Genomic DNA, 25,744 nt, shown 5'->3' with positions numbered 1-25,744 from the left:
CGCTCAGGGCTCGCCGGTGCAGAAGCGCCGCTGGCCCGCCTCGTTGGTATAGGTTCCGAGCGAGGAATCGAAGTTCGGATGGCGCGCCACGCAGTCGCGCAGCCATTCGGCCGTCCAGGGCTCGAACGTCGCGCCCGCCGCCGGTGCGTCTTCCGGCTCGGACGTCGTCGCGGCCGTGCGGGCGTCGGCGCGGCGCGTGGCCGGCGGATCGACGGGTCGCTCGACGACGTCGGGATCGGGGAACACGGTGACGGCGCGCTCCTCCGGCGAGAGCTCCGCGAAGGGCGTCGGCGTGGTGTCGTCGCGCTCCGCCGCCATGTTCCGCTCGCGTCCCGCGCGAAAATCCGGCCCGATGCGGATGATCTTGGCGGTTCCGACATGCGACACCGCAAGGCCGTCCTTGCCGTAGGGTTGCCGGTCCAGCCGGTCCTCTTCGACGTTGAGGATCTTCGGGCCGCCGCTAAGGCCGCCGTAGTAGAAGGACGGCGGGCACCAATCGTCGGAGGGCAGGCCGACGGTGATGAACGAGGACCCGACCGGCCCCGAGGTGCCGTAGAAGCTACCGGGATCGACCGCACCGCCATAGGCTCGCACATCGACGAAGGAGCCGTTCGAGCGGTAGCGGCGGCCCTCATTCCAGCGGGGTTCGATCCGTCGCGCGGCAGTGTCGTCAGCGTGATGGAACGAGCCGGCCTTCCTATATCGCCCGTCATGGTGGTCGCCGCGATAGGAGCGCTGGTAGTAACCATCGTTGTGGTCACTGCGATAGGAGCGCCCGTCGTGGCCGCCGTACCGGCCGCTGCGATAGGCGCCTTCGTAGCGGCCGTGATCCCGACCGGCGGCCGAGACCGACGTGTCGGCGCCGCCGCGTGCCACCGTCGGGTAGCGATCGAGCGTCAGTCCGCCGTCGAATGCCGATGCCGCCTGCGGGGTCCCGACGGCAAGGGCGGCGGCAAGCACCTGGAGAATCCGCTTCATCTGTCGTCCTGCCTCGTTAATCCTTGATTAAGGATTGTGTGCAGGGGACACCAAGTCAAACCGGCGGGCGGGAAGAGTTAAAACGGGGTTAATACGCAAAACGGCCCGCCGGGGGCTCGGCGGGCCGTTTCAGGATGGGGGAGGGCAGCCGGACGGACCCGGCGGCGGAAGGGCAGACTTAGTCGGCCGCCTCGAGGTTCACGGCCTTGGGGCCCTTGCCGCGCTTGTCCGGCTCGGTCTCGTAGGAGACCTTCTGGTTCTCGACCAGACCCGGCAGGCCGGAAGCCTGAACCGCGGAGATGTGGACGAAGATGTCGGCGCCACCATTGTCGGGCTTGATGAAACCAAAGCCCTTCTCGGTGTTGAAGAACTTGACCGTGCCGGTCTGAGACATGTCGTATACCCTTTTCCTTGGGCTATGTATGGTCCCCTTACGGGGTTTGCAGGCAAGTCTTGATGCGAGGAAAAGGAACAGATACATCGCGGCCCGCTTTCACGGCCCACTCGAGGGATGCGCCCCCGATACGCAATTCGTCCATCACCCGAGTTCGCGAAATTGCCCGAACAAGAAAAGTGTGCAAGCACTCGCTTGACTTTGCAAGCGAAAGTTTCGTCCGTACCGTTCCTGTCGCCCGCGCGTGTCCATTTGGTCTGCTTTAAGACGGCCAAGTGGAGATAGATCGTTAGACTGACCAAATGGTCAGCGCCTCGATTTCGCCTCGCCGCGAACGCCGCGCCGCCCCGTTTTCGGCCGGGGCCGACCCTTGGCCGGGTCACGAAAACCATCGGAACGATCGTGGCCGGCGGCGCTTCTTCTCCCGAACCCCCTGACGGGGACCAACGATAGGGAGAACACTCATGAAGCGGATCCTGACCGCCACGGCCGCCCTGGCCTTCCTCGCCGCCCCGGCGCTCGCCCAGTCCACCGACGGCGCCTCGACGTCGGGCGGAACGACGATGATGCCGCCCGCGGGCGCGACCGGCACCACGACGACGGGCGGCGCGGACGCGATGGGCGACGCGGCGCGCACCGGTAACACGGCGGCCCCGACGGGCGGCGCGGCGATGGGCACGGACGATACGTCCACCAGCTCGACGACGCCGGAAGCGCCGACCGCCAACGGCACGCCGACGCAGGGCATGGACCCGGCCGCGGGCGCGGCGGCCAGCAGCTCGACCCCGTCGGGCGGCATCGTACCGGGGCAGACGCCGGACTGATCCCGGCAGACCACGCTTGAGGTTTGCTGACGCTGCCCCGCCTTGCCGCGGGGCGGCGTTTTTCGTGGGAACGAAGGCCCCAATCGTGGCATTGTTGCAGCAGACTCATTCGAAGGACCTGTCCCATGTTCCGGCCGATCGCTTCCGCCCTCCTTCTTGCCGCCGGCCTGGCCGCGCCCGCCGCGGCGCAGTCGTCGATGGCGACGGACGACTTCCGCCAGACCCGCTCGGTGTCGCAGCCGGCGGAAGGGCTGCCGGGCGTCGGCATGGACATTGGCTCGGCGGGCGGCGACCGCGGCCCGCGCGGCGCGGGCGGCCTGCAGAACGGCGTCGGCGCCTATGGCAACATGACGCCGGACGCGTCGGGCTCGGCGGGCAACGCTTTGACGCGCGTGCCGGGGGCGATCCCAGAAGGCGGTCGCAGCGGCATCGGCATCCCGCTCGGCGGCACCTCGGCGAGTGGCGGCTGACCGCCCGACGAGACCGCACGGCGATGTGATCGAGGCCCGCTCCGGCGGGCCTTTTTCTTGCGCTTTTCCGAGGGAACTCAAGGCTTTGGCCGACCGTTGCCACCCCAACGACACAATCGGCGCCGCGCGGTTCCTAGCGAGCCCGGCGCCTTAGCCAGGGTGGACGACGATGAAGGAATGCCTCTACGCCAGCGCCGGATTGGCGCTCCTGATCGCCGCGTTTCCGGCGCTCGCCAACGATCCGCGCGAGACGGGCACGATCCTGTCGCCGCGCGAGCGCGAACAGGTGGTGCGCGAGGTCGTGCTGCCGGACGGGCGCGTGGTGCTGCAGACGGACAATTACGGCTATCCGGCCGCGTTCGGTCTGGGGGATGCGACGGGCAAGGCCTCGTCGGTGCCGCTGGTGAACGGGCGGACGCCCTCGGTCGAGGCATCGACGCCGTCGGGCGGGCTCGTGCCGGGGCAGGAGCCGGAATAAGCATCCAAACACCGGACGCGCGAAAGCGGCCCGCGCCACCTCGGTGGCCGGGCTTTTTCGTGTGGGCTTCCTGTCGGTCGCCGTTCGGGGAACAGGCGACGGGCCGCCGGAGGCGAACCTCCGTGGGTAGAAAACAAAAGTGGTCCGCCTCCGGCGACCCGCGCGGTGTTTGCGGTTCGGCAGGGTGTGCGAGACCCCGCCATGGAGCTTCTCCGGTTGCCGCGCGCCTCGGCCCTTGCTGCCGACTGCCTCTGACGCAGCGGCCTTCGGGGCTGTCTCGGGTTTGCGGCTTTCCGAGCGCCTCTCGTATTGGAGGCTGAACCGGACTTGCCAGAACCGTCCGGGCCACGGTCCCCACCGGCAGGGGGCGTGTCGCGGACACCGCCCGCCAGCCCCTCCGAACGATCCCGGTGATCATTCGCGCCTGTTCGATGGGGCGGCGATGGGTGGAAGGTTAGGGCCGGACGGCGGGGCTGAGGAGAAAACGGGGAGAGGCGCCTCGCCATGCCCCCGCGCGGACGCTATAGGCGGGGCCTTCCGGCGCGGCCGGCGATCGTCCGGCGAGCCGCGTCTCGGCGGGCGGCGCCAAGGGTCCGCCGGTCCACCCCGCACCCCGCCGCCCGCCCCGGCCGGCCGCAGCGGCTGCGACATGAAAAGGCCCCTTGCCCTTGTCCCGTATCCTCATGCTCCTCACCGCGCTCGCCCTTCTCGCCGGCTGCGCGGAGATCAACAAGCCGATCACGCCGAACGACAGCTGGCGCGAGAAGGCGACGCGCGACAACGGCATGCCGCGCTGACGGCCGACGATCTGAAGGCAGGATGACGATCAGGTTCAGGAACCGTTCAGGTGGCTGGAGGCTTACTGGGCCATCCATTCAACGGACGGAGTTGATCCGATGAAGAAGACCGTGATCCTCGCCCTTTCGGGCATTCTCGTCGCTACCTCGATGCCGGCGATGGCGCAGACCTACCGGTCGGACGTGCGCCAGTATCGCCAGCACGACCGCATCGAGCGCGGGCTGCACACAGGCCGCATCACGCCGCGCGAGGCGCGCCGCCTCGCCCGCCAGCAGCACCGCATCGAGCGCGTCGAGCGCCGGGCGCGCTACTACAACAACGGTTATGTGGACCCGCGCTCGGCCCGCAAGATCGAGCGCATGCAGGACCGCGCCAACCGCAACATCCACCGCGCCGCGCGGAATGGTCACCGCTGGTAAGCGGCGGGCCGCGGCCGCGGCCTGACGGAACCGAGCGAGGGGCGCGGGAGCGGAACGGCTTCCGCGCCCCTTTGTTGTTGCCGGACGCCGCGGCGCTCGACGGCCGATGTGTTCGGGAGAGCGTTCGCAGGGCGCGAGCGAAGGGGCAGGATACGTGCGCGTCACCCATGGGCCACGCGGCGTTTGCCTCCAGCATCCCCCGCGCCGGGCAGGATCCCGAGTGATCCCCGGCGACTGCGCCGCCGCCCGCGACCCCGATCCGACGCCTTCAGGAACCGTTCAGGCGTCGGAGCGTCCTCTTCCCCGAGACGACGACACCCCAAAGGAAACACCAGCGATGAAGACGACCCTTATTCTCTCCGCCTTGGCGCTGACGCTGACCGCCCTGCCGGTCGCCGCGCAGGACCTCGTGCTGCCGTCCGGCCCGCCGCGCAACGCGGCCGAGCAGCGGCTGCAGGACCGCGTGGACGCGCAGATCCAGATCAACCGCGAGCGCGGCTTCTACAGCCCCGGCGAGATCCGCCGCCAGGAGCGCTACGAGCGCCGCCAGCGCGCGGAGCGGCGCTGGGAGCGGGAGGAGAGGCGGCGGTGGGAGAGGGAAGAGCGGCGCCGGGATCGATGGTAGATCAGAAAACGGAAACTGCAACTTGTACCGTGAGACCACGTGCGCTGCAGTAGGCGCGCTAGAAGCGGTTATAATTGACAGTCGTTGTCCATAACCCTATCCTGATTGGGCTCTTTACGCGTCTAAGGTGTCCTGGAATCAGGAGCCCTGTCGGGCGATCAGCCAGACAGAATGGTATTGTGGAGGTTTATCGGTATGAAGAAGACCGGGAGTTTATCTCTCGTCACCTTCGTTCCTCGTCGCCTTGCGAGCGATAAACTCCCGGTCTTCTTCATACCTTTTCTGAGGTGAAGGGCTTGCTTGCTGAGTTATTGGCGCTCTACGCAAGTATCGATAAAGGAAGGTTGCGGTACGTACATCCGCAACCTTTCATCTTTTTTTGTGGCGGTGCTTTCAGAAGTTTGTCGCATTCGCCCGCGCCTAGTCTCAGGGATTATCTTGTCAGAGACAGGAAACTGGAGAGGAGATTAGGAGTAACTCTAGTTTTAGCCGAGAGGGCTAACCAATTATATCGCGACACGACTTATCCAGATCTCATTTCGTTTGAAGAAGATATTGCTTACATCTCTTCAATAGTACTTCTTATTGCAGAAAGTGCGGGCTCGCTTGCGGAGCTCGGCGCGTTCGCCTCAACGGACGGGATCAGAGAGGCTCTCCGGGTCATCATGACAACGGAGCACGCAGACGCTAATTCCTTCATTCGCTATGGTCCAGTCGAGCGGTTGATGCGCCAGAACGCAAGTCATATGGCCGCCTATCCTTGGAAGATTAATAGTAAAGGCGTCTTAGTAAAGGCGTCCATTATTCCGCACTATAGCCCAATAGTGGGGATGATTAAGAGTTGGCTGGCCGCGCGGCCGTCTTCGATCTTGGCGAAAAATTCAGGGAGATCGGAGCCATTCTTTATAATCCTCTGGATAATATATCTCAGCCTCACAATTAAAACTTCTGATCTGAAAAGAATTGTACCAGAACTAATGGCTGGGATGTCTCATTCTGACATCGATAACAAGTTGTATTGTATGGAGCTCGCTGGATGGATAGAGTTTCACACTTACGGCCCCGACCGTTACGTTTTCGCGAAAACTGACGTAGATCCGTTTTCCTATGCATTTACCGCCGCGAGTGGGAGTCGTGATAGTGTAAGGGCGAAGGCGGAAGTCACAAGTGCCTTAATCTCCCATCTTCGGGCACCAAAGCACGTTCGGTCAGAAGCGCTTAAAGCGCGTCAGGAGGCCTGAATGTCACTGCGAGATGAGATCTGTATTGCAACAGGCATCGGCTTGAGCGAGTTTGCTCGTATCGAAAACTCCGCACCTGTGCGTTACAAGTCTTTCTCAATCGCCAAAAAATCCGGTGACTATCGAATAATTGCGCAACCCTCGCGAGAGTTGAAAATTATTCAGCGCTGGATTTGTGAAAATTACTTGGCATCCTTTCCTGTCCACAATGCTGCATACGCCTACAGACTGGGTCGTGGAATATCGCATAATGCAAGAGTGCACGCTGGAAGCCGTTACATACTAAAAATTGATTTTAAAGACTTTTTCCACTCTATAACACCGAATGACTTGTTTGTAAGAATTAAACTAGCCAACAAAGATCTCTCAAAAGCCGATAAGAGAACGCTCAGTCAATGCTTATTCTGGGGAAAGGGGGTGAACATGCCGCTATGCCTATCTATCGGTGCGCCGTCATCGCCTATGCTTTCGAATATCGTAATGTTTGATTTTGATGAGCGTATCGCGCGGATTTGCAAAGATAAAGGCGTCAAATATACAAGATATGCCGACGATATCACGGTTTCGTCGGAGGGCATTGACGAGTTACTGTTTGTTGAGCGCGGCATAAGAGAGACAGTGAAGAATTCGAAAAACCCAAAAATTGAAATAAATGAAGATAAATCTCGGCGGTTCGGACCAGGTCAACGAAAGCTAGTTACCGGATTAAATTTGACCAGCGAGGGAGGGGTCTCGATTGGAAGGGGCAGAAAGCGCAAAATACATTCTATGATGAATTCGGCAAAGTACGGCATACTTCCGGATCATGACATCGGAATGCTAAAGGGGCTTATCGCGTTCTCAATCTCGTGCGACGACGATCTCGTGACGTTGTTGCGTAAGAAATATGGTTCCGACGTAGTTGACCGAATACTGTCTTTCAAGGTTCCAAGTCGTCGACGCTAATGAAGGCAACGCCTTTTGCGGCTACCGTCCCGGCCGCCCAGTCTTAGCCTTCCTTCTCCCGCGCTTCTTCTCGTCAGCCGGGTCCTCGTAGCTCCCGAGCCCGATCTTCTCGCGGCGGATGGGCTTGAGGTCGTCGCCAGGCTTCGGGGGGAGGGGGCCTGAGGCGCGGGGCTTTTCCGTGCGGCCGACGGTCATCTCGTCCAGCGTGTTCTTGCGGAAGAGCGTGCGGTTGGGCGTCGCCGTGTCGGTGCCGGGGCCCATATCGTCGAGCGAGGGCTTGGCGAAGTAGGAGGCGCCGTCACCCCGGTCGGAGCGCAGGCCCTGGACCTCGCCGATGGCGGCGTGGCCGCGCGCGGCGGGCGGCTTGATGCGGGCGGCGAGGGGCTCGCCGTTGGGGCCGAAGCGCGGGTTCTGGTGGTTCGCGCCCTTCTTGCGGCCGCCGCGCGACTTGGCGCTGCCGCCGCCCTCGGAGAACATGTCGACGTCGAGGTCGCGCGCCATCGGGTCGTCGGCGACGGCAAGCTCCGTCGCCTGGAGGCGCTTGATCTCGTCGCGCAGGCGCGCGGCGGTCTCGAAGTCGAGATCGGCGGCGGCGTGCCGCATCTCCTTTTCCAGATGCTCCAGATGGCTCTTGAGGTTGTTGCCGACGAGCGCGCCCTCGGCCGCGTGGGCGCCGGTCGGTACGCGCACGTGGTCCTTCTCGTAGTAGCTGTCGAGAATGTCGGCGATCTTGGCCTTCACCGATTCCGGCGTGATGCCGTGTTCGCGGTTGTAGGCCTCCTGCTTGTCGCGGCGGCGGTTGGTCTCGGCGATGGCGCGCTCCATCGAGCCCGTCACCTGATCGGCGTAGAGGATGACCTTGCCGTCGACATTGCGCGCGGCGCGGCCGATCGTCTGGATCAGCGAGGTCTCGGAGCGGAGAAAACCCTCCTTGTCGGCGTCGAGGATGGCGACGAGGCCGCACTCGGGGATGTCGAGGCCCTCGCGCAGGAGGTTGATGCCGACGAGCACGTCGAAGGCGCCGAGTCGCAGGTCCCGGATGATCTCGATGCGCTCGAGCGTGTCGATGTCCGAGTGCATGTAGCGCACGCGGATGCCCTGCTCGTGGAGATATTCGGTGAGGTCCTCGGCCATGCGCTTGGTGAGCACGGTGACGAGGACGCGGTAGCCGCGCTGGGTGGTCTCGCGGATCTCGCCGAGGAGATCGTCGACCTGGGATTTGGCGGGCCGGATGTCGATCGGGGGATCGGTGAGGCCGGTCGGGCGGATGACCTGCTCGGCGAAGACGCCGCCGGCCTCCTCCAGCTCCCACTTGCCGGGCGTCGCCGAGACCGCGACGGTGGGCGGGCGCATGGCGTTCCACTCCTCGAAGCGGAGCGGGCGGTTGTCCATGCAGGAGGGCAGGCGGAAGCCGTATTCGGCCAGCGTCGCCTTGCGGCGGAAGTCGCCCCGGTACATCGCGCCGATCTGCGGGATGGTGACGTGGCTCTCGTCGATGAAGACGAGGGCGTTGTCGGGCAGGTATTCGAAGAGCGTCGGCGGCGGGTGGCCGGGCTGGCGGCCGGTGAGGTAGCGCGAGTAGTTCTCGATGCCGTTGCACGAGCCCGTCGCCTCGATCATCTCGATGTCGAAGGTGACGCGCTGCTCGAGCCGCTGCGCCTCGAGGAGGCGGCCGGCCTTGTTCAGCTCGACGAGGCGGCCGGCGAGCTCCGCCTTGATGGATTTCACCGCCTGCTGCAGCGTCGGGCGCGGCGTGACGTAGTGCGAGTTGGCGTAGATCTTCACCGACTTGAGGTCGTCGGTCTTGGAGCCGGTCAGCGGGTCGAACTCGTGGATCGCCTCGATCTCGTCGCCGAAGAGCGAGATGCGCCAGGCGCGGTCCTCCAGGTGGGCGGGGAAGATCTCGATCGTGTCGCCGCGTACGCGGAAACTGCCGCGCACGAAATCCATGTCGCGGCGCTTGTATTGCTGGGCGACGAGGTCGGCGAGGAGCTGACGCTGGTCGAGCCGGTCGCCGACCGACATCTGGAAGGTCATCGCGGTGTAGGTCTCGACCGAGCCGATACCGTAGATGCAGGAGACCGAGGCCACGATGATGACGTCGTCGCGCTCGAGCAGCGCGCGCGTCGCGGCGTGGCGCATGCGGTCGATCTGCTCGTTGATCGAGGATTCCTTCTCGATGAACGTGTCGGAGCGTGGGACGTAGGCTTCCGGCTGATAGTAGTCGTAGTAGGAGACGAAGTACTCGACGGCGTTGTCGGGGAAGAAGTTCTTGAACTCGCCGTAGAGCTGGGCCGCGAGCGTCTTGTTGGGCGCGAGGATCAACGCCGGGCGCTGGGTGCGCTCGATGACGTTGGCAACCGTGAAGGTCTTGCCCGAGCCGGTGACGCCGAGAAGCACCTGCGTCTGGTCGTTCTGCTCGGTGATGCCGGACACGAGATCACGAATAGCGGTCGGCTGGTCGCCCTTCGGCTCGTATTCCGAGGCGATGCGGAACGCATGGCCGCCCTCGGACTTCGAGGGGCGCTCGGGCCGGTGCGGGATCCAGAGCTCGCCGTTCTTGAACAGCGGGTTACCGGAGGTGATGAGGTCCTGCAGCGCCTGGACGGTCGCGGTGACGCCGCTCTCGGGGAGCGCGGCCGCGTCCTCGAGGCTGACATTCATGCCGGACACGGGATTGAGGCCGGCGCGGGCGCGCTCGGCGGGCGAGTTGGCGACGCCCATCGACGTGCCCCTGGCGGTCTTGCCGGGCTTCGACTTCGGCGCGTCCGCCGGGGCGGCGGGCTTCCTGGCCTTCTTCGCGGGCGCGGCGGCCTTGCGCTCGGCCTCCTCCTCGAGGTTTTGCGCGATCTGGTCCGCCCAGCCGGACAGCGGGCCGGTCAGCGGCGTGCCGTCGAGATCGGGCTGCGGCGCCTCACCGAAACCCGGATGCAGGCGCTCGGAGGCGTCGGAATAATCGAGAAGCGGCGAGCGCTTGGAAGACTTCTTGGGATCGGCCATGAGGCCGAATATGGGCCGGGAGCGGGGCGGAATAAAGGGGGAACGGAGGTGAAGGCAACCCGCTCGGCCGGTGGGGCCTCGCTAGGCGGAACGGGAGCGGTGAGCTATGCAGGGTGTGGGCGAACCTTCCGCAGCGTCATGAGTATCGAGGTTATGGACTACAGGCTGCTGTTTCTCGACTTCCACGGACGCATCGCGCGCAAATGGTACTGGTATGCGACGCTGATCGCCGCCCTTGTCAGCTTCGTGCTCAACTTTCTGACCGGTCTCTTCCAGCAATGGGAGACGACCACCGTGACCGTCGTGCGCGATGGCAGGGAGGTTTCGGAGGCCGTCATGGCGACGCCGCTCTCCAACCCGGTCAACCTGTCGCTCTTCGTCGTCCAACTCCTGTTCGGTCTGGCATTTCTTTACGCGACATTCGCGATCCAGACGAAACGTCTGCACGACCGGGGAAAGTCGGGCTGGTGGAACCTGATCGGGTTTGTGCCCGTCGTCGGCGCGATCTACCTTCTCATCGTCTGCGGTTTCCTGCGAGGCGATGCCGGGCCCAATCGATACGGGTCGGACCCTTTGGTCGATCCGGTCGCGGCGCTGGACGGAAATCCCGTGGTCGAGCTCTAAGAGCCCGTCCGAAAAGTCCGCCGGGTCGGCTCGGCGGTGCCTTCCCCCCCCCCATTTCGTTACCGATCCTCGCCGATGCCGCCCGCATCGACTGCGTTCGGCGCATCATGCGTGACAAAAATGCTCAGCCGATTCTCCGCCGCAGACGCGCCGGACGGTCTTTAAGGCGAATGCCGGCCCGCCCGTTCATCATTCGTTGACCAAGCCGACCCTATCCTCCGTCTTGTCCGCTCGAGTTTCGCGGAACTGAGGGCCAGCCGGATGGTATCGAGTCGAACCGGATGGCGTATCGTCACGCTCGCCGTCGCCGTGTCCGCGGCGGCGAGCGCCGATCGCCCGCTGCGGGCCATGGATTTCAAGCCGGTTCCCCCCGCCGACATTCCGGGCGAACTGCCCGTCGCGCGCGATCCGCAGACCGGCGCGCGCCTCGTCTGGGGCGGGCCGGTGCCGCCGGCGCCGGTGCCGAGCGCCGATCTTCCCGCCTATGCGCCGAGCCCGGCCGCCGTCGATCCCATGCCCGAGCCCGTCTATGCCGCACCGGAGCCGAGTGCCGAGCGCGGGCCGGGCGACTACGGGCGCACCTATCCCGTTCAGGAAGCTGCGCCACCCAAGATGCAGGAGGCCGCGCTGGAGCCGCTCGCCGCGCCGCGCGTGATCGACGACGGCGGGGCGCTGCCGGACGCGGAACTGCCCGACAGCGGCTTCGATCCGTGGGAAGGGCTGACGGACCCCGAGGTCGAACCGCCGCCCGAGCCGAAGCCCCGGCGGCCGGCCGCGCGTCAAAGCACGGTCCCGAGCTGGGCCTCGCTCGGCGGCGACCGCCCGCTGTCGCCGATCGCCCGCCCGCCGCGCGGCGCGCTGGAGAGCGAGACGCCGAGCGGATATCGCCCGGTGGCGCGCTCCGAGGCGATGTGCCGGCGCGAGCTCCAGAAGCTCGGCGTCCGCTTCACCGACATCTCGCCCGTGTCCTCGGGACGGGCCTGCGGGATCGAGGATCCCGTGCGCGTGAGCGTGGCGGTGAAGGGCATCGCGATGTCGCCGCCGGCGACGCTCAACTGCCAGACTGCCCTCAATGTCGCCCGCTGGCTGCGCGACGACGTGAAGCCCGCCGCGCGCTGGAAGCTCTGGAAGCAGCCGACGGCGCTGATCAACCTCTCGTCCTATCGCTGCTCGCGCATCGCCGGCTCGCGCACGATCTCGGAGCATGCCGGCGGCAACGCGCTCGACGTCGGCGGCTTCCGCTTCGCGGACGGATCGGTGGTGAAGGTCGAGCCGAAGGGCGTGTTCGCCTGGCGCGAGAAGCCGTTCCAGACCCAGATCCGCCAGGCGAGCTGCCGTCACTTCGGGACGGTGCTCGGGCCGGGCTACAACCGCGCCCATGCTGATCACCTGCATCTCGATTCCAAGACGCGGCTGCGCCCGATCTGCAAGTAGGCGCCTTTCCTTGCCGCTCCGCGTGACGGCCGGAAACGGTCCGGACCGGCCTTCAGCAGACCGGTGGAAAATAGTTTCCGCAGCGGCATGTCGCGTCGCAGGCAACGAAACGCGACGGCTCACGTTTCAGCCGGCGTGCGGTATGCCGCCGCACGCCCTGGCATAGGACACGTTGATGCTGAAGCCCTTGACCCTTGTGGCCGTCCTCATGGCCACCACGGCGCCGCTGGCGCACGCACAGGAGATGGACGACTACGGCGACCGCCTCGAGCGCGTCGATCGTGGCGACGACCGTGGCGACCTGCCGATGCGCGACGTGCGGCGCGGCGATCGCTGGGCGATGGATCGCGAAGATCGCGCGGACGACCGCGGTCCAGGCGATCGCGATCGTGACGAAGATCGCGACCGCGATCGCAAGAAGGACGATGACAAGGACAAGGGCCGGGACCGCGACCGCGCCGAGATGCGCGACCGTGAGGATCGGGGTCCGCGCGACCGCGACGACCGTGGCTCCCGCATGCGCGGCCCGGATGGTCCGGAAGGCCGCCGTGGCCCGCCGCCCCCGCCGCCGCCGCGCGCCGGGTTCGAGATCAGCCTCGGCGGCGGTCAGACGATCCGCGTCGACTGCGGCGACGAGCCCTTCGCAAGCTGCATTGAGGCGGCGAAGCCGATCATCGATTCCGCGCGCGACATGGCCCGCGGCGGCCCCGCCGCCGGTGGCCCGGAGGCTCCGGTGACGCAGGTTCCTCCGCCGCCGGCCGATCTCGTGACGCCGCCGGCCGGCGAGACCCCGCCGCCGCCCGCGCAGGCCCCCGTAAACTGACCTCGACAGCCTTTCGACAGGACGCCCTCCTTTCGCGGAGGGCGTTTTCGTTCCTGGATCTGCGCGTTGGGCGGGTCAGTCGAGTTCCGGCGGGACCGGGGTCGGCTGCCCCGCCGCGTCGAGTGCCACCATCACGAAGCTGCCTTCGGTGACGAGCTCGCGCCGCTGTGAGAGATAGCGCCGGGCCCAGGCCTCGACATGCAGCGTCACCGACGTGCGGCCGACCTTCTCGATCCGCGCGTAGACGCAGAGCGTGTCGCCGATCTTCACCGGCTTGCGGAAGGCGAGCGACTGGACCGCTGCCGTCACCACGCGACCGCCGACCCGCTCGGCGCCGCGGACGCCGGCCGCAAGATCCATCTGCGACATGACCCAGCCGCCGAAGATATCGCCGGCCGCATTGCTGTCGGCGGGCATGGCCTGAACCCGGATGATCAGGTCGCCGGTCGGCTTGTCGGGCGAATCGGACATCGTGCGGTCGCTCCTCTCGTTTGAACCGACACTACAAAGATCGAGCGGGCTTGCCGACCGCCTTGTCATCGGGCGTGCGGACTGCGCACCCTGCGGCGGGTTCGTCGGGAGGACGCGGATGAGATCGAGACTAAGCTTGCTTGCCTGCGCCGCACTTGGGACCAGCCTCGTGCCGGCCGCCGCCGAGACCGGCGGCACGTTTCGCGACTGGACTGTGACGTGCACGCCGGGGCTCAGCTGCACGGCGACGACCTTCGCGGCCGGTGGCGCCTCGATCTACGGGCTGGGCCTGGAGCGCGCGGCGGCGGCCGATGCGCCGCTCGGTCTCGTCCTGTCGATCCCGTCCGATGCGGCGCTTCGCGGTCCTGTCACGCTCGCCATCGATGGCGGCCGGTCCGTCTCGCTTCCTCAAACCTCGTTCAAGGCCGACGCGGCGGGCCGCATCCGCAGTTCCGATCCAGCCGTCGCCGGCGACCTCCTCGCCGGAATGCGGCATGCCGGATCGGTGCGAGCCTCGGTGGAGACCTCGGCGGGCCGATTGGAGCAGGTGTTCTCGCTGTCGGGCCTCGTAGCCTCGCTCCGCCGGATCGACGAGGACCAGGGACGGATCGGAACGGCAACGGCCCTCACCGATCGCGGCGACAAGCCGTTGCCCGACCGTACCGGCCTGCCCGCCGACATCGCATCGCCGGACGAGCTTCCGGCCCCGGTCCGTACGCTTTGGGAGGCCGCGGGCGACTGCGCCGATCGGGGCGACTTCGCCGACCTCGCCGAACTCGGCTTCTCCATGCCGGCCGGTCCGGGATCGCGGCTCTACGTGATCGCCTGCGGCATGCCGGGTGCCTACAATTTCCCGTCCAGGCTCTATCAGTATTCGGACGACGACAAGCGTGCGGACGCGGTGCCGCTGGTCTGGATGACCACGCAGGGGCCGACCGCCGACCTCTCGATCTGGAACGTCGATTTCGACGGCGGTGTCCTGTCGTCCTTCTTCAAGGGCCGCGGGATCGGCGACTGCGGGCGCTATTCCACGTGGCGCGTGGAGCCCGACACGGGACAGGTCGTGCTCGTCGAAGCCCGCGAGAAGGAGGACTGCGACGGCGAGGCGGGCGACGGGCCCGACACGTGGCCGCTCCTCTGGCCGCGGAGATGACAGGTTCGCGATCGGGTCCCGCGGTGTGGGAACCGATCGCGACGAGCCGCCTTTAGCTGACACGCGCCGGGCCCATGCGGGCTTTGGTCGCAGATATCAGCAAAGAGGTTTGTTCATGAAGTCCTTCGTCCTCGCCGCCGGCCTTGCCACCCTGATGACCGGCGCCGCGCTCGCGCAGACCTCCACCACCACGACGACGGGCGGCACGATGGCCCCGGCCGCGACCACCACGACGACGCCCGCGACGGGCACGGCCGGTGGTCCGTTCTACACGGTGCAGGCGCCGGCCAGCGGCCAGATGGCGATGAGCCACCTCGCCAGCGACCTCGACGACAAGGACGTCTACGGCGCGAACAACGAGAAGATCGGCGAGATCGAGGATTTCGTCATCAACTCGGACGGCACCGTTGCGGCGGCCGTGATCGAGGTCGGTGGCTTCCTCGGCATCGGCGAGAAGGACGTGCTCGTCAACTTCTCCGAACTGCAGATGGCGATGGACGGCAACAACATGCGCATCAGCGCTCCGACGCTGACGCGCGAGGCGCTGACCAACGCGCCGGACACCGACCTCGACACCGTGTTCCCCGACCACGACTGATCCACGATCCTTCGGATCGAGCGGGCCCGCATCGGAGACGATGCGGGCCTTTTTCGTGCGCGCAAGACCCCGCCGCGCGGAAGACGGTGGGGTTCGGCCTGCACCGCATCCTTTCATCTTGCGCCGCACACGGTGCGCGACTAGGGTCCGCCCGCCTCGGTCGGCAGCGGGTCCGGCCGGGCTCGCGATCCCTTTCCGACCCGCTTCGCCAGTTCAGAACGGAGCCGTTCCATGGCCTTCCTCGCCGCTTCCCTCGACCGCGTGAAGCCTTCCGCCACGATCGCCGTGTCGCAGAAGGCGCGGGAGCTGAAAGCGAAAGGCATGGACGTCATCGGCCTTGGCGCCGGCGAGCCGGACTTCGACACGCCCGACAACATCAAGCAGGCGGCCGTCGAGGCGATCGCGCGCGGCGAGACCAAGTACACCCCGATTTCCGGCATCCCGCAGCTGCGCGAGGCGATCTCCCAGAAGTTCAAGCGCGAGAACGGCCTCGACTACAAGCCGGAGCAAACGATCGTCTCGACCGGCGGCAAGCATGTCCTGTTCAACGCCTTCATGGCGACGCTGAACCCGGGCGACGAGGTGATCATCCCCGCGCCCTACTGGGTGAGCTATCCCGAGATGGTGTCGCTGTGCGGCGGCACGCCGGTGGTGGTCGAGACGCGCCAGGAGGACGGCTTCAAGCTGACGGCCGAGGCGCTGGAGCGTGCGATCACGCCGAAGACCAAGTGGTTCCTGTTCAACTCGCCGTCGAACCCGACGGGCGCGGCCTACACCCACGGCGAGCTGAAGCGCCTGACGGACGTGCTGCTCCGCCACGAGCATGTCTGGGTGATGACCGACGACATGTACGAGCACCTCGTCTACGGCGACTTCACCTTCGCCACCCCGGCGCAGGTGGAGCCGGCGCTCTACGATCGCACCATCACGATCAACGGCGTCTCGAAGGCCTATGCGATGACCGGCTGGCGCATCGGCTATGCCGGCGGGCCGCTGAAGCTGATCAAGGCGATGGACATGATCCAGGGCCAGCAGACCTCGGGCGCCTGCTCGATCGCGCAGTGGGCGGCGGTCGAGGCGCTGAACGGCACGCAGGACTTCATCCCGAAGAACCGCGTCATGTTCGAGCGCCGCCGCGACCTCGTCGTGTCGATGCTGAACCAGGCGAGCGGCATCGAGTGCCCGTCGCCGGAGGGGGCGTTCTACGTCTATCCGTCGGTCAAGGGCACGATCGGCATGAAGACCAAGGCCGGCAAGGTGATCGAGACCGACGAGGATTTCGTCACCGCGCTTCTGGAGCAGGAGGGCGTCGCGGTCGTCCACGGCACGGCGTTCGGCCTTGGCCCGAACTTCCGCCTGTCTTACGCGACTTCGGACGAGCTGCTCGAGGAAGCCTGCTCGCGCATCCAGCGCTTCTGCGGCAGCCTGCAGCGCTGAGCGCATTGACCACTTAATTTCGGAAGGGGCGGCGGAGCAATCCGCCGCCCTTTTTCATGCGATGAACTGGGCAACCAGCACGGCGCCCGCACTTGCCGCGACGACGAGAAGCGGCGGCAGCCGGGCGACATGAAGCGCGGCGAAGGCGAGCGCGACGATCAGCCCGTCCGCGAGGGATGCGATCGTGCCACCGAAGACCAGTCCGACGAGGGCGTCCGCGAGCAGGCCAACCACGGCGGCATTGGCGCCGGCGAGCGCGGCACGGGCGGCCGGTGAGGCGCGAAGCCGGGTCCAGGCGGGCAGGGCGGCGAGAAGCAGCAGGAAGCCCGGCAGGAAGATCGCCGCGAGCGCGACGGCCGCCCCGACGGCGGGCGAGGAGGCCGGCGCCGACAGCGCGCCGAGGAAGGCCGCGACGGTGAAGAGCGGACCCGGCATCACCTGCGCCGCGCCGTAACCGGCAAGGAAGGTGGACATGTCGAGCCAGCCGGACGCCACAAGCTCGGCTTCCAGAAGCGGCAGGACGACATGGCCACCACCGAACACCAGCGAGCCGCTGCGGAAGAAGGCGTCGAAGAGGTCCAACAACGGATGCCCGCCGTTCGCGGCAAGGAGCGGCGGCACGATCGCGAGCGCGGCAAAGAGCGCGAGGGCCACGAAGGCGGCGCGAGGGTGGATGCCGACGTCGCGGGTCGGCGTCGCGGGCGGAAGGGCGGCGGGGTGGCCGAGCAGGCGGTAGGCAAGCGCGCCGAAGGCGATCGCCAGAACCTGTGCGAAGGCGCTTGCGACGAGAAGCACGATCGCCGCGGCGAGGAGCGCGATCACGCGGCGGGGCGGATCGGGTGTCAGCGTCCGCGCCATGCCGAGCACCGCGTCGGCGACCACTGCGACCGCCGCGAGCTTCAACCCGTGGAGGAGCGCCGCGCCGAACGGACCCTCGATGCTGGCTGCGCCGAGCGCGGCGGCGAACATCAGAAGCGCCGACGGGAGCGTGAAGCCGGAGAAGGCGGCGAGCGCGCCGAGCGGGCCGGCGCGGGCAAGGCCAATGGCAAAGCCCACCTGGCTCGACGTCGGCCCCGGCAGGAACTGGCAGAGCGCGACGAGATCGGCATAGGACGCATCGTCCAGCCAGCGTCGCTTCTCGACGAAGGCGCGACGGAAATAGCCGAGATGGGCGATCGGGCCGCCGAACGAGGTGAGGCCGAGAACGAGGAACGCGCCGAAGACGGCGCCGACGCTGTTCGGCCGGTCGAGCGTTTGCGTGGTCATGGCGCGGTCTTACGACGGTTCGACGAAAGGCCGGTGACGGTCGCGCGACGCTTGGATGCGGGCAAGAAAAAAGCCGGGCTCACGAAGAACCCGGCCGAAAAATAAGGGGCTTTCGAAAAAGCAAACCCTTGGGAGGAAACAGTCGGGAGCGAAGCAGCTTGGGAGGAGGTAAGCCCTCCGCGACCCGACTGACGAGAGTTATAGAGGAGCGATGACGCAGGACCATCGTTCATTCGACATGTCAGGCATGCGGTGAGCGCATGCAACACTTCGAAGCCTTGTGCCTTCACGCGAGCGGACGGCCGGGGCCTGTCAGCCGTCAGTAGGACCAAGTGCGCGCCTTGCCGATCAGGAAGTCGCGGAAAACCTTCAGCTTGGCGGCGTCGCGCAGCTGCTCGGGATAGCACAGGTAGGTGTCGAAGGACGCGAGATCGAGGTCCGGCAGGACCTGAACCAGCTTGGTGTCCTTGTCGATCATGTAGTCCGGCAGGAGCGCGAGGCCGATGCCGCGCTCGATCGCCGACTTCATCGCCATCAGGTTGTTGATCTGGAGGATCGGCGCGCGGCTCTGGCCCTCGGGAAGCCCCGCGGTCTCCAGCGCGTTGAGGTTGCGCAGGTAGTTCGGCGCCGGTTCGCCGAAGGTGATGACCCGGTGCCGGTCGAGATCGTCCGTCGTCTCCGGCGTGCCGTAGCGGGCGAGGTAGCTCGGCGCAGCGTAGACGTGAAGATGCACCGTGAAGAGGCGGCGCTGGATGAGATCGGGCTGCTGCGGCTGGCGCAGGCGGATCGCCGCGTCCGCTTTGCGCATCGTGAGGTCGATCTCCTCGTTGTCGAAGACGAGCTGGAGCTCGAGTTCGGGGTAGAGCTCCAAAAACTCCTGCGCGCGCTGCGTCAGCCAGCCGGAGCCAAGGCCGACCGTCGTGGTGACGCGCAGCTTGCCCTGCGGCTTCTCGCGCGTTTCCGTCAGCTGCATGCGCACCGTTTCCAGGCGCTTCAGGACGTCGGTCGCGGTCTGGTAGAGCAGCTCACCCGGCTCGGAGAGGACGAGGCCGCGCGCGTGCCGGTGGAAGAGCGGCGCGCCGATCTCCTGCTCCAGTGCCGCCACCTGACGCGAGATCGCGGACTGCGACAGGTTCAGGACGTTCGCGGCATGGGTGAACGACCCGGCTTCGGCGGCTGCGTGAAAGATCCGCAGCTTGTCCCAGTCGAGCGCCATCGATCCCCAGCCTCCCCCGAAGCCTCAAGAGTACGTCGTTATTCGGCGGCTTGCCGTGTTTCGGTCACGGCCTGTGCGGTCAGCCAGCGCTCGGCCTCGAGCGCCGCCATGCAGCCGAGCCCGGCCGCGGTGACCGCCTGCCGGAACACGTCGTCCGCGACGTCGCCGGCCGCGAACACGCCCTCGATCGAGGTGCGGGTCGTGCCCGGCTCGACCCAGAGATAGCCGCCGTCCTTCTGGCGGAGCTGGTTGCCGAAGACCTCGGTCGCCGGCGCATGGCCGATGGCGACGAAGACGCCGTCGGTCGCGATGTCGTGCGTTTCCCCCAAAACGCGGTCGCGCAGGCGCACGCCCGTCACCGACTTCATCGGCTTGAGGTTGCCGAGCACCTCGGCGACCTCCGCGTTCCAGACGACCTTGACGTTGTCCTTGGCGAACAGGCGGTTCTGCAGGATGCGCTCGGCACGGAACCCGTCGCGACGGTGCACGACGGTGACGGACCTGGCGATGTTCGAAAGATATAGCGCTTCCTCGACGGCCGTGTTGCCGCCGCCGACCACAACCACGTCCTTGCCGCGATAGAAGAAGCCGTCGCACGTGGCGCAGGCCGAGACGCCGAAGCCCTGGAAGGCGGCTTCCGACTCGAGGCCGAGCCAGCGGGCCTGCGCGCCGGTCGCGATGATGACGGCATCCGCCGTATAGGTCGTGCCGCTGTCGCCCCGGAACGAGAACGGGCGGCGCGAGAGATCGGCCTCGACGATCAGGTCGGACGCCATTTCGGCGCCGACGTTGAGCGCCTGCTGCTTCATCTCCTCCATCAGGAACGGGCCGGCGATCGGGTCGCGATAGCCGGGATAGTTCTCGACGTCGGAGGTGATGGTGAGCTGTCCGCCCTCCTGCAGGCCGGCGACGAGAAGCGGCTTCATCATGGCGCGCGCGGCATAGATTGCGGCCGTGTATCCGGCCGGGCCGGAGCCGATGACGAGAATTTCCGCGTGGCGCTGGGTCATGACGAGACTCTGGCTTCCGTTACCGCGCCGGACATGGGCGCAACCCCTGTCGTCTTCAATAGATCACCGGCGGCAAGCCCACAACACGATCCGTTGCGCCGGCGCAACACATCCCCATCGAACGCCGCGCGGGCTGGACGCGATTCGGCCCCGTCGCTATGGTCCCCGCTCTTTCCGCGACGAACCCGAAGGGAGGGCGCATGAACATCCATCCGTCGATCCTTCGCCCTGCCGGACTGCGACCGCTCCCGCCTCAGGCCTGAGCGCTCCTCCGCCACCCGTCGCGCCGGCTCCGCCGGCCACTTTCTTCCGATCGAACGCCCCGAGGTGCCCTTGATGCGCCGCGTGGGGCAGGGACGGCATCCGTTGCCGTAGTCGAGCCATGTCCGTGACCACCAAGGCCGATCGCGCGGGCGCGATTCGCAGAACGCTATCCTTCACCGTCTCCAACTGGCGGGACGAGCGCCCGCTGGCCTTCTCGGTCGCCGGCTGCATCACGCTGGCGACGCTCGCCGACATCCTCATTCCGTTCTACGCCGGGCGTCTCGTCGATGCGCTGTCGGCGACCGGGGAGACGCGCGAGCTCGGCTCGGCGCTGCACGCCTTGGGCGCGATGGCCGCGCTCGGCATCGTCTTCGTCGTCGCCCGCCACTGCGCCTGGGCGAGCGTCGTGCCGATGACGCTGCGCATCATGCGGCGCGTCGGGGAGGGGACGTTCGGCCGAGTGCAGCACTTCTCAGCCAGCTGGCACGCCAACAGCTTTTCCGGCTCGGTGGTGCGGCAGATCACGCGCGGCATGTGGGCGCTCGACCTCCTGCACGACATCCTGCTCCTCGCGCTCCTGCCCTCGATGGTGGTGGTGGTGGGGACCGTCGCGCTTCTCAGCGCGCAGTGGCCGGTGATGGGGCTCGCGATGGGAACGGGTGCCGTCCTCTACGTCGCGATGACCGTTCTCCTCTCGACGCGCTGGGTCGCGCCGATCTCGCGCATCTCCAACCGGCTCGACACGCGGGTCGGCGGCGTCATCGCCGACGCGCTTGCCTGCAACGGCGTCGTCAAGGCGTTCGGCGCGGAGGCGCGCGAGGAGGCGCGGCTCGGCGATGCGCTCGGCGCCTGGGCGGTCGGCACGCGTCGCACCTGGATGCGCGGCACCTGGCTCGGCACGCTGCAGACGGTCGTGCTCTGGGGCATCCGCATCGGCATCGCGGGTGTCGCCGTCCTCCTGTGGTGGCGCGGCGAGGCCTCGCCCGGCGACGTCACCTACATCCTGACGACCTACTTCGTGCTGCACGGCTACCTCCGGGACATCGGCATGCACGTCAACAACCTCCAGCGCTCGGTCAACGAACTGGAGGAGCTGGTCGATCTCCACGACGAACGGCCGGAGGTGCGCGATGCCCCGAACGCGCCCGCCATCGTGCCGGGGCCGGGCGCGATCCGCTTCGAGGACGTGCGCTTCCACTACGGCGCCCACGCGACGCCGCTCTACGACGGGCTGTCGGTCGCGATCCCCGCCGGACAGCGCGTCGGGCTGGTCGGGCCGTCGGGCTCCGGCAAGACGACCTTCGTCAAGCTCATCCAGCGGCTGCACGACGTGGCGGGCGGCCAGGTGCTCGTCGATGGGCAGGACGTGGCCGCGGTCGCTCAGGTCTCGCTGCGGCGGCGGATCGCGGTGGTGCCGCAGGAATCGATCCTGTTTCACCGGACGCTCGCCGAGAACATCGCCTATGCCCGGCCGGAGGCGACGCGCGGCGAGATCGAGGCGGCGGCGCGGCTCGCCCATGCCGACGCCTTCATCGCCCGGATGCCCGATGGCTACGACACGCTGGTGGGAGAACGGGGCGTGAAGCTCTCGGGCGGCGAGCGCCAGCGGATCGCGCTCGCCCGCGCCTTCCTGGCGGATGCGCCGATCCTCGTCCTCGACGAGGCGACCTCGGCGCTGGATTCGCAGTCCGAGCACCTCATCCAGGCGGCGACCGAGCGGCTGATGACCGGGCGAACGGCTTTGGTCATCGCGCATCGGCTGTCGACCGTGCGCTCGCTCGACCGCATCCTGGTCTTCGACCGGGGGCGGATCGTCGAGGACGGCGCGCCGGCCGAGCTGATGCTGCGCTCCGGCGGCCTCTACCGCGCGCTGGTCGAGCAGCAGTCGGCCGGCATGATCGGGGGATGATCGCGGCGGCGCGGGGGGACGGCTTGTCTCCCCCGCGCCCCGACCTCTAGAAGCAGGGAAGGTTCGGCCGGCGGGGCGGCGCGGCCGCTCGTCGGGGAAGCAGGGCCATCGTCAGGACCATCAGCCATGTGGCCGCGATCTTCGGGCTGATCCTGTCGGGGGCGATGCTGCTGCCGGCGCTGGTCGACCTGTCCGACGGCAACCCCGACTGGGTCGTCTTCGTCGGCACGGGCGGGGTCGTCGGCGCCGTATGCACGCTGGTTGCCGTTGCGACGCGGGGCGCGAGCGTGCGCCAGACGCCGCGTTTCGGGTTCCTGTTGGTGACGACGATCTGGCTGGTCTCGACCGTCACGGCGTCGCTGCCGCTCTACTTCGCCGAGACGGAACTGTCGTTTGCGGCTGCCGTGTTCGAGGCCATGTCGGGGCTGACCACGACCGGCGCGACGGCGCTGTCCGGCCTCGACGCCCTGCCGCGCGGGCTGCTCCTCTGGCGCTCGCTCCTCAATTTCCTCGGCGGCATCGGGATCATCGGCATGGCGCTCTTGATCCTGCCGTCGCTTCGCGTCGGCGGCATGGCGCTCTTCCAGCTGGAAAGCTCCGATCGCTCCGGCAAGCTCCTGCCGCGCGTCAGCCAGCTCGCGTCGGGCATCGTCGCCGTCTACGGCGTGATGACGCTGGTCTGCGCGATGCTCTATTTCGCGCTCGGCATGAGCCTCTTCGACGCGTTCAACCATGCGATGTCGACGCTGGCGACGGGCGGCTTCTCCACCCATGACGAGAGCCTCGGCTTCTTCCAGAGCGACGCGATCCTAATGGTCGCGACGGTGTTCATGATCGCCGGCTCGCTGCCCTTCGTCCTCTACATCCGCGTCTTCCTGCCCCGGCGCTTCCAGCGCTGGCGCGATCCGCAGGTGGCGTTGTTCCTCGTGCTCTGCGTCGTTCTTTCGCTAGCGCTGGCGGTGACGCGCGTCGTGATCAACGAGGTGCCGCTCCGTGAGGCGCTTCTGTCGTCCACCTTCAACCTCGTGTCGGTCATCACCACCACCGGCTTCGTGTCGGAGGACTTCACACTCTGGTCGAACGCGGCGATCGGCATCTTCTTCCTCGCCATGTTCATCGGCGGCTGCGCCGGGTCGACGGCCGGCGGCATCAAGGTCAACCGGATCATCATCCTCTACGCGCTGATGCGGGCGAACTTCGCGCGCGTCATCCGGCCCCATTCCGTCCAGCGGCTGAAATACGGCCACGACGACATCTCGATCGAGACGCTGCAGAGCGTCACGATCTTCATCTTCCTGTTCTTCCTGTCGCTGCTTCTCGGCACCACGGCGCTGTCGATCTGCGGGCTGGAGCTCCTGACCGCCTTCTCCGCGTCGCTGACGGCGGTCGGCAACGTGGGCCCGGGCTTCGGACAGGTCGTCGGGCCGGCGGGCAACTTCTCCTCGCTGTCGGCGCCCGCGCTGTGGATCCTGTCGTTCCTGATGCTGATCGGGCGGCTCGAGATCGTCACCGTGCTCGTGATCCTGTCGCCGGGTTTTTGGAGGGACTGATGCGGGCGGTGTTCATCAATCTCGACCGGGCGGTGGAGCGCCGCGCCTTCATGGAGCGCCAGGGGGCGCGGCTCGGCCTCCCGCTGGAGCGAGTGCGGGCGGTGGAGATGGGGGATATCTCCGCCGTCGTGGACGCGCGACTGAACGGGCGCTGGGAGCGGCCCCTGAGCGGGCCGGAGCTCGGCTGTTTCCTGTCGCACCACGCGATCTGGGGGGAGGTCGCGGCGGGCGCGGAGCCGGTGCTGGTGCTGGAGGACGACGCGGTCCTCTCGCGGCGGATCGGCGTGGCGCTTCCGGCGCTGGCGGCTTTCGAGGGCGCGGATTTCCTCAACCTCGAAAGCTTCGACCGCAAGCGCTTTGCGGCGCGGCGGGCGGCGGACCTCGGCGGCGGCGTCTTCGTGCGGCGCATGTATCGCGACAAGTCGGGATCGGCCGGCTACCTCCTCTGGCCGTCAGGGGCGAGCAAGCTGCTGGAGCGCACCGAGCGGCGTGGGGCGGCGCCGGTCGACGCCTTCCTGCACGGGTTTGCCGGGCTCGTCTCCTGGCAGGCGGAGCCGGCGCTCGTCGTGCAGGCGCATATCCTGGAGGCGCGGGGGCTGAAGGCCGGCGTCGATCCGGCGACCTCGATCCAGGCCGGCCGCAAGCGCTCCAGCCTCCGCCGCGAGAACTGGCCGTTTCTCCTGCGCAGGATCGGCACGCAGGTCGGGCTCGCGCGCTATCACCTGATGCGGCTGGGCATGGCGCGGTACGAGCGGACGCCGATCATCGACGAAGACTTCGCTTAGGCGGAAGCCCACAAGCGCTCGTAGACGGCGATGATCTCGTCGGCTTCGCGGGCGAGGGCGAACTCGGCGCGGGCCTTGGCGAGGGCGGCGTCGGCCGCCTGCGCGCGGCTCGGCTCGTCGTCGAGGAAGGGTTCGATGGCGGCCGCCAGCGCCGGCAGGTCATCCGGCGGAACGATCGTGCCGCAGCCGTCCGTCACGACGTCGGAGAAGACGCCGACATCGGCGGCCACCACCGGCACGCCGCAGGACATGGCCTCCATCGGCGTCAGGCCGAAGCCCTCCCAGCGCTGGGGCGCGACGAAGAGGTCGAGCGCGCGGTACCAGCGCTCGATGTCGCGATGCTCGCCGACGAAGAGGATGCGGTCCGACAGGCCGGCGGCTGCGACCCTGCGCTTCAGTTCGGTCTCGAACGCGACATGTTCCGCGGTCGCTCGGCCGGCGACGACGGCCTGCCAGCCGGAATGGTGGGGCAGGAGGGCGATCATCGCCTCGACGAAGAGATCGGTGCCTTTCTGATGCCGAACGCGGCCGAAGCAGCCGACGGTGCGCCGGGCGGAATCGAGGCCGACCTCGGTGCGCGCGGCCGGCGCGCCGCCGGGATGTGGGCGGAAGCGGGCGAGGTCGATGCCATGGTGGATTACCGTGTGGGGCACGGTGAGATATGCACCCGAGCGCGCGGAGGTCGCGATCACCGCGTCCATCCGGCCGATGAGCCAGCGCGTGTAGCCGGTGTGGCGACGCTGCGAGGCGGAGGTGAAGACGAGGCGGAGCGGCATGCGCAGCGCGTCGCGCAGGAGAATGCCGGGCAGCATCTCGACGTTGCGGCGTGCGTGCCAGATGCGGAAGGGCCGGGATTTCGGGCGTCGCCAGAACTGGAGGAGGCCCGACCAGCGCATCTTCGGCAGATGGGCGGGCAGGCCGGGGCCGAGCGCCGCGACGGGGAGGCGCCTGGCCTGCTCGGGCACGAGCTGGATGATGGTTGACGTCACGCCCGACAGGCGGCGCTTGAAATTGGGTGCGACGACGAGGATG

General features: G+C 67.3%; 25 protein-coding genes. 17 read left to right on the top strand and 8 right to left on the bottom strand.

Going from position 1 to position 25,744, the window contains the following annotated elements; genetic code table 11:
* Window positions 1-3: 3 nt before the first annotated feature.
* Together BM175_RS06705 and BM175_RS06700 are read right to left on the bottom strand one after the other, a co-directional pair.
* On the bottom strand, window positions 4-978 hold the full coding sequence (locus BM175_RS06705) for a hypothetical protein (RefSeq protein ID WP_090961003.1): 975 nt from the start codon (window positions 976-978) through the stop codon (window positions 4-6).
* Window positions 979-1,156: 178 nt separating this feature from the next.
* Window positions 1,157-1,372: a cold-shock protein gene (locus tag BM175_RS06700; protein WP_055890128.1), complete on the bottom strand. Its 216-nt coding sequence runs from the start codon at window positions 1,370-1,372 to the stop codon at window positions 1,157-1,159.
* Window positions 1,373-1,836: 464 nt separating this feature from the next.
* Between BM175_RS06700 and BM175_RS06695 the strand changes: the two genes are divergently transcribed.
* The 8 genes from BM175_RS06695 (at window position 1,837) to BM175_RS06670 (ending at window position 7,172) form a co-directional block, all read left to right on the top strand.
* Complete coding sequence (locus BM175_RS06695) at window positions 1,837-2,196, top strand: hypothetical protein (protein WP_090961000.1); 360 nt, start codon at window positions 1,837-1,839, stop codon at window positions 2,194-2,196.
* Between the two features lie 125 nt (window positions 2,197-2,321).
* Window positions 2,322-2,666 (top strand): hypothetical protein, encoded by a 345-nt coding sequence (locus BM175_RS22650; RefSeq protein WP_090960998.1) that lies wholly within the window; start codon window positions 2,322-2,324, stop codon window positions 2,664-2,666.
* 169 nt (window positions 2,667-2,835) lie between these two features.
* Window positions 2,836-3,144 (top strand): hypothetical protein, encoded by a 309-nt coding sequence (locus tag BM175_RS06685; RefSeq protein WP_090960995.1) that lies wholly within the window; start codon window positions 2,836-2,838, stop codon window positions 3,142-3,144.
* 668 nt (window positions 3,145-3,812) lie between these two features.
* Window positions 3,813-3,941 (top strand): hypothetical protein, encoded by a 129-nt coding sequence (locus tag BM175_RS23215; protein WP_280141084.1) that lies wholly within the window; start codon window positions 3,813-3,815, stop codon window positions 3,939-3,941.
* Between the two features lie 99 nt (window positions 3,942-4,040).
* Complete coding sequence (locus tag BM175_RS06680) at window positions 4,041-4,361, top strand: hypothetical protein (RefSeq protein ID WP_090960993.1); 321 nt, start codon at window positions 4,041-4,043, stop codon at window positions 4,359-4,361.
* A gap of 337 nt (window positions 4,362-4,698) precedes the next feature.
* Complete coding sequence (locus BM175_RS06675) at window positions 4,699-4,986, top strand: hypothetical protein (protein ID WP_090960990.1); 288 nt, start codon at window positions 4,699-4,701, stop codon at window positions 4,984-4,986.
* Window positions 4,987-5,282: 296 nt separating this feature from the next.
* Complete coding sequence (locus BM175_RS22335) at window positions 5,283-6,227, top strand: retron St85 family effector protein (RefSeq protein WP_139224576.1); 945 nt, start codon at window positions 5,283-5,285, stop codon at window positions 6,225-6,227.
* Window positions 6,228-7,172, top strand: coding sequence for a retron St85 family RNA-directed DNA polymerase (locus tag BM175_RS06670; RefSeq protein WP_090960987.1), 945 nt, complete (start codon window positions 6,228-6,230; stop codon window positions 7,170-7,172).
* Window positions 7,173-7,193: 21 nt separating this feature from the next.
* Here the strand turns inward: BM175_RS06670 and uvrB are convergent, their stop codons facing one another.
* Entirely contained in the window at window positions 7,194-10,172 is a 2,979-nt protein-coding gene (gene uvrB / locus BM175_RS06665; protein WP_090960985.1) for an excinuclease ABC subunit UvrB, read from the bottom strand.
* 138 nt (window positions 10,173-10,310) lie between these two features.
* Between uvrB and BM175_RS06660 the strand changes: the two genes are divergently transcribed.
* From BM175_RS06660 to BM175_RS06650, 3 genes are all read left to right on the top strand, one after another.
* Complete coding sequence (locus BM175_RS06660) at window positions 10,311-10,796, top strand: DUF805 domain-containing protein (protein ID WP_090960982.1); 486 nt, start codon at window positions 10,311-10,313, stop codon at window positions 10,794-10,796.
* Between the two features lie 261 nt (window positions 10,797-11,057).
* Window positions 11,058-12,230, top strand: coding sequence for an extensin-like domain-containing protein (locus tag BM175_RS06655; RefSeq protein WP_244545903.1), 1,173 nt, complete (start codon window positions 11,058-11,060; stop codon window positions 12,228-12,230).
* 175 nt (window positions 12,231-12,405) lie between these two features.
* Window positions 12,406-13,053, top strand: coding sequence for a hypothetical protein (locus BM175_RS06650; RefSeq protein ID WP_090960980.1), 648 nt, complete (start codon window positions 12,406-12,408; stop codon window positions 13,051-13,053).
* Between the two features lie 75 nt (window positions 13,054-13,128).
* On the opposite strand, the gene BM175_RS06645 is transcribed toward BM175_RS06650, so the two are convergent.
* Window positions 13,129-13,524 (bottom strand): acyl-CoA thioesterase, encoded by a 396-nt coding sequence (locus BM175_RS06645; protein WP_090960978.1) that lies wholly within the window; start codon window positions 13,522-13,524, stop codon window positions 13,129-13,131.
* A gap of 136 nt (window positions 13,525-13,660) precedes the next feature.
* Here BM175_RS06645 and BM175_RS06640 point away from each other — a divergent pair, with 136 nt between their 5' ends.
* The 3 genes from BM175_RS06640 to BM175_RS06630 all read left to right on the top strand — a co-directional run bounded on the left by BM175_RS06640 (window position 13,661) and on the right by BM175_RS06630 (window position 16,712).
* A complete protein-coding gene (locus BM175_RS06640; protein ID WP_175526780.1) occupies window positions 13,661-14,677 on the top strand; it encodes a DUF1176 domain-containing protein in 1,017 nt (338 codons plus the stop codon).
* 115 nt (window positions 14,678-14,792) lie between these two features.
* Window positions 14,793-15,275 carry a PRC-barrel domain-containing protein gene (locus BM175_RS06635; protein ID WP_090960972.1) on the top strand — a complete coding sequence of 161 codons (483 nt, stop codon included), beginning with the start codon at window positions 14,793-14,795 and terminating at the stop codon, window positions 15,273-15,275.
* A 231-nt stretch (window positions 15,276-15,506) separates the two neighbouring features.
* Complete coding sequence (locus BM175_RS06630; protein ID WP_090960969.1) at window positions 15,507-16,712, top strand: pyridoxal phosphate-dependent aminotransferase; 1,206 nt, start codon at window positions 15,507-15,509, stop codon at window positions 16,710-16,712.
* Window positions 16,713-16,766: 54 nt separating this feature from the next.
* On the opposite strand, the gene chrA is transcribed toward BM175_RS06630, so the two are convergent.
* The 3 genes from chrA to trxB all read right to left on the bottom strand — a co-directional run bounded on the left by chrA (window position 16,767) and on the right by trxB (window position 20,204).
* The gene (gene chrA, locus BM175_RS06625) at window positions 16,767-17,978 is read right to left on the bottom strand and encodes a chromate efflux transporter (RefSeq protein WP_090960966.1); all 1,212 of its coding nucleotides are present in this window, start codon (window positions 17,976-17,978) and stop codon (window positions 16,767-16,769) included.
* A 319-nt stretch (window positions 17,979-18,297) separates the two neighbouring features.
* A complete protein-coding gene (locus BM175_RS06620) occupies window positions 18,298-19,194 on the bottom strand; it encodes a LysR family transcriptional regulator (protein WP_090960964.1) in 897 nt (298 codons plus the stop codon).
* A gap of 38 nt (window positions 19,195-19,232) precedes the next feature.
* Window positions 19,233-20,204 carry a thioredoxin-disulfide reductase gene (trxB, locus tag BM175_RS06615; RefSeq protein WP_090960962.1) on the bottom strand — a complete coding sequence of 324 codons (972 nt, stop codon included), beginning with the start codon at window positions 20,202-20,204 and terminating at the stop codon, window positions 19,233-19,235.
* A gap of 382 nt (window positions 20,205-20,586) precedes the next feature.
* On the opposite strand from trxB, the gene BM175_RS06610 reads away from it, so the two are divergent.
* The 3 genes from BM175_RS06610 (at window position 20,587) to BM175_RS06600 (ending at window position 24,712) form a co-directional block, all read left to right on the top strand.
* Window positions 20,587-22,377: an ABC transporter ATP-binding protein gene (locus BM175_RS06610; protein WP_090960959.1), complete on the top strand. Its 1,791-nt coding sequence runs from the start codon at window positions 20,587-20,589 to the stop codon at window positions 22,375-22,377.
* 152 nt (window positions 22,378-22,529) lie between these two features.
* A complete protein-coding gene (locus BM175_RS06605; RefSeq protein ID WP_090961299.1) occupies window positions 22,530-23,927 on the top strand; it encodes a TrkH family potassium uptake protein in 1,398 nt (465 codons plus the stop codon).
* Window positions 23,927-24,712, top strand: a complete 786-nt coding sequence (locus BM175_RS06600; protein WP_090960956.1) for a glycosyltransferase family 25 protein — start codon at window positions 23,927-23,929, stop codon at window positions 24,710-24,712. The genes BM175_RS06605 and BM175_RS06600 overlap by 1 nt, the downstream gene beginning before the upstream one ends.
* Here the strand turns inward: BM175_RS06600 and BM175_RS06595 are convergent.
* Window positions 24,709-25,701, bottom strand: a complete 993-nt coding sequence (locus BM175_RS06595) for a glycosyltransferase family 4 protein (protein WP_244545902.1) — start codon at window positions 25,699-25,701, stop codon at window positions 24,709-24,711. The two genes, BM175_RS06600 and BM175_RS06595, sit on opposite strands and share 4 nt — an antisense overlap.
* Window positions 25,702-25,744 lie beyond the last annotated feature (43 nt).

It is taken from the genome of Aureimonas phyllosphaerae (assembly GCF_900113065.1).
In the GTDB taxonomy this organism is placed as follows: domain Bacteria; phylum Pseudomonadota; class Alphaproteobacteria; order Rhizobiales; family Rhizobiaceae; genus Aureimonas; species Aureimonas phyllosphaerae.
The sequence above is the reverse complement of the archived record's forward strand: the minus strand, read 5'-3'. Positions and strand labels throughout refer to the sequence as shown.

Bases quoted from the DNA above. Each gene is read 5' to 3' on its own strand.
- BM175_RS06705 (WP_090961003.1), bottom strand. From the start codon at position 978: ATGAAGCGGATTCTCCAGGTGCTTGCCGCCGCCCTTGCCGTCGGGACC.
- BM175_RS06700 (WP_055890128.1), bottom strand. From the start codon at position 1,372: ATGTCTCAGACCGGCACGGTCAAGTTCTTCAACACCGAGAAGGGCTTT.
- BM175_RS06695 (WP_090961000.1), top strand. From the start codon at position 1,837: ATGAAGCGGATCCTGACCGCCACGGCCGCCCTGGCCTTCCTCGCCGCC.
- BM175_RS22650 (WP_090960998.1), top strand. From the start codon at position 2,322: ATGTTCCGGCCGATCGCTTCCGCCCTCCTTCTTGCCGCCGGCCTGGCC.
- BM175_RS06685 (WP_090960995.1), top strand. From the start codon at position 2,836: ATGAAGGAATGCCTCTACGCCAGCGCCGGATTGGCGCTCCTGATCGCC.
- BM175_RS06680 (WP_090960993.1), top strand. From the start codon at position 4,041: ATGAAGAAGACCGTGATCCTCGCCCTTTCGGGCATTCTCGTCGCTACC.
- BM175_RS06675 (WP_090960990.1), top strand. From the start codon at position 4,699: ATGAAGACGACCCTTATTCTCTCCGCCTTGGCGCTGACGCTGACCGCC.
- BM175_RS06670 (WP_090960987.1), top strand. From the start codon at position 6,228: ATGTCACTGCGAGATGAGATCTGTATTGCAACAGGCATCGGCTTGAGC.
- uvrB (WP_090960985.1), bottom strand. From the start codon at position 10,172: ATGGCCGATCCCAAGAAGTCTTCCAAGCGCTCGCCGCTTCTCGATTAT.
- BM175_RS06660 (WP_090960982.1), top strand. From the start codon at position 10,311: ATGAGTATCGAGGTTATGGACTACAGGCTGCTGTTTCTCGACTTCCAC.
- BM175_RS06655 (WP_244545903.1), top strand. From the start codon at position 11,058: ATGGTATCGAGTCGAACCGGATGGCGTATCGTCACGCTCGCCGTCGCC.
- BM175_RS06650 (WP_090960980.1), top strand. From the start codon at position 12,406: ATGCTGAAGCCCTTGACCCTTGTGGCCGTCCTCATGGCCACCACGGCG.
- BM175_RS06645 (WP_090960978.1), bottom strand. From the start codon at position 13,524: ATGTCCGATTCGCCCGACAAGCCGACCGGCGACCTGATCATCCGGGTT.
- BM175_RS06635 (WP_090960972.1), top strand. From the start codon at position 14,793: ATGAAGTCCTTCGTCCTCGCCGCCGGCCTTGCCACCCTGATGACCGGC.
- BM175_RS06630 (WP_090960969.1), top strand. From the start codon at position 15,507: ATGGCCTTCCTCGCCGCTTCCCTCGACCGCGTGAAGCCTTCCGCCACG.
- chrA (WP_090960966.1), bottom strand. From the start codon at position 17,978: ATGACCACGCAAACGCTCGACCGGCCGAACAGCGTCGGCGCCGTCTTC.
- BM175_RS06620 (WP_090960964.1), bottom strand. From the start codon at position 19,194: ATGGCGCTCGACTGGGACAAGCTGCGGATCTTTCACGCAGCCGCCGAA.
- trxB (WP_090960962.1), bottom strand. From the start codon at position 20,204: ATGACCCAGCGCCACGCGGAAATTCTCGTCATCGGCTCCGGCCCGGCC.
- BM175_RS06610 (WP_090960959.1), top strand. From the start codon at position 20,587: ATGTCCGTGACCACCAAGGCCGATCGCGCGGGCGCGATTCGCAGAACG.
- BM175_RS06600 (WP_090960956.1), top strand. From the start codon at position 23,927: ATGCGGGCGGTGTTCATCAATCTCGACCGGGCGGTGGAGCGCCGCGCC.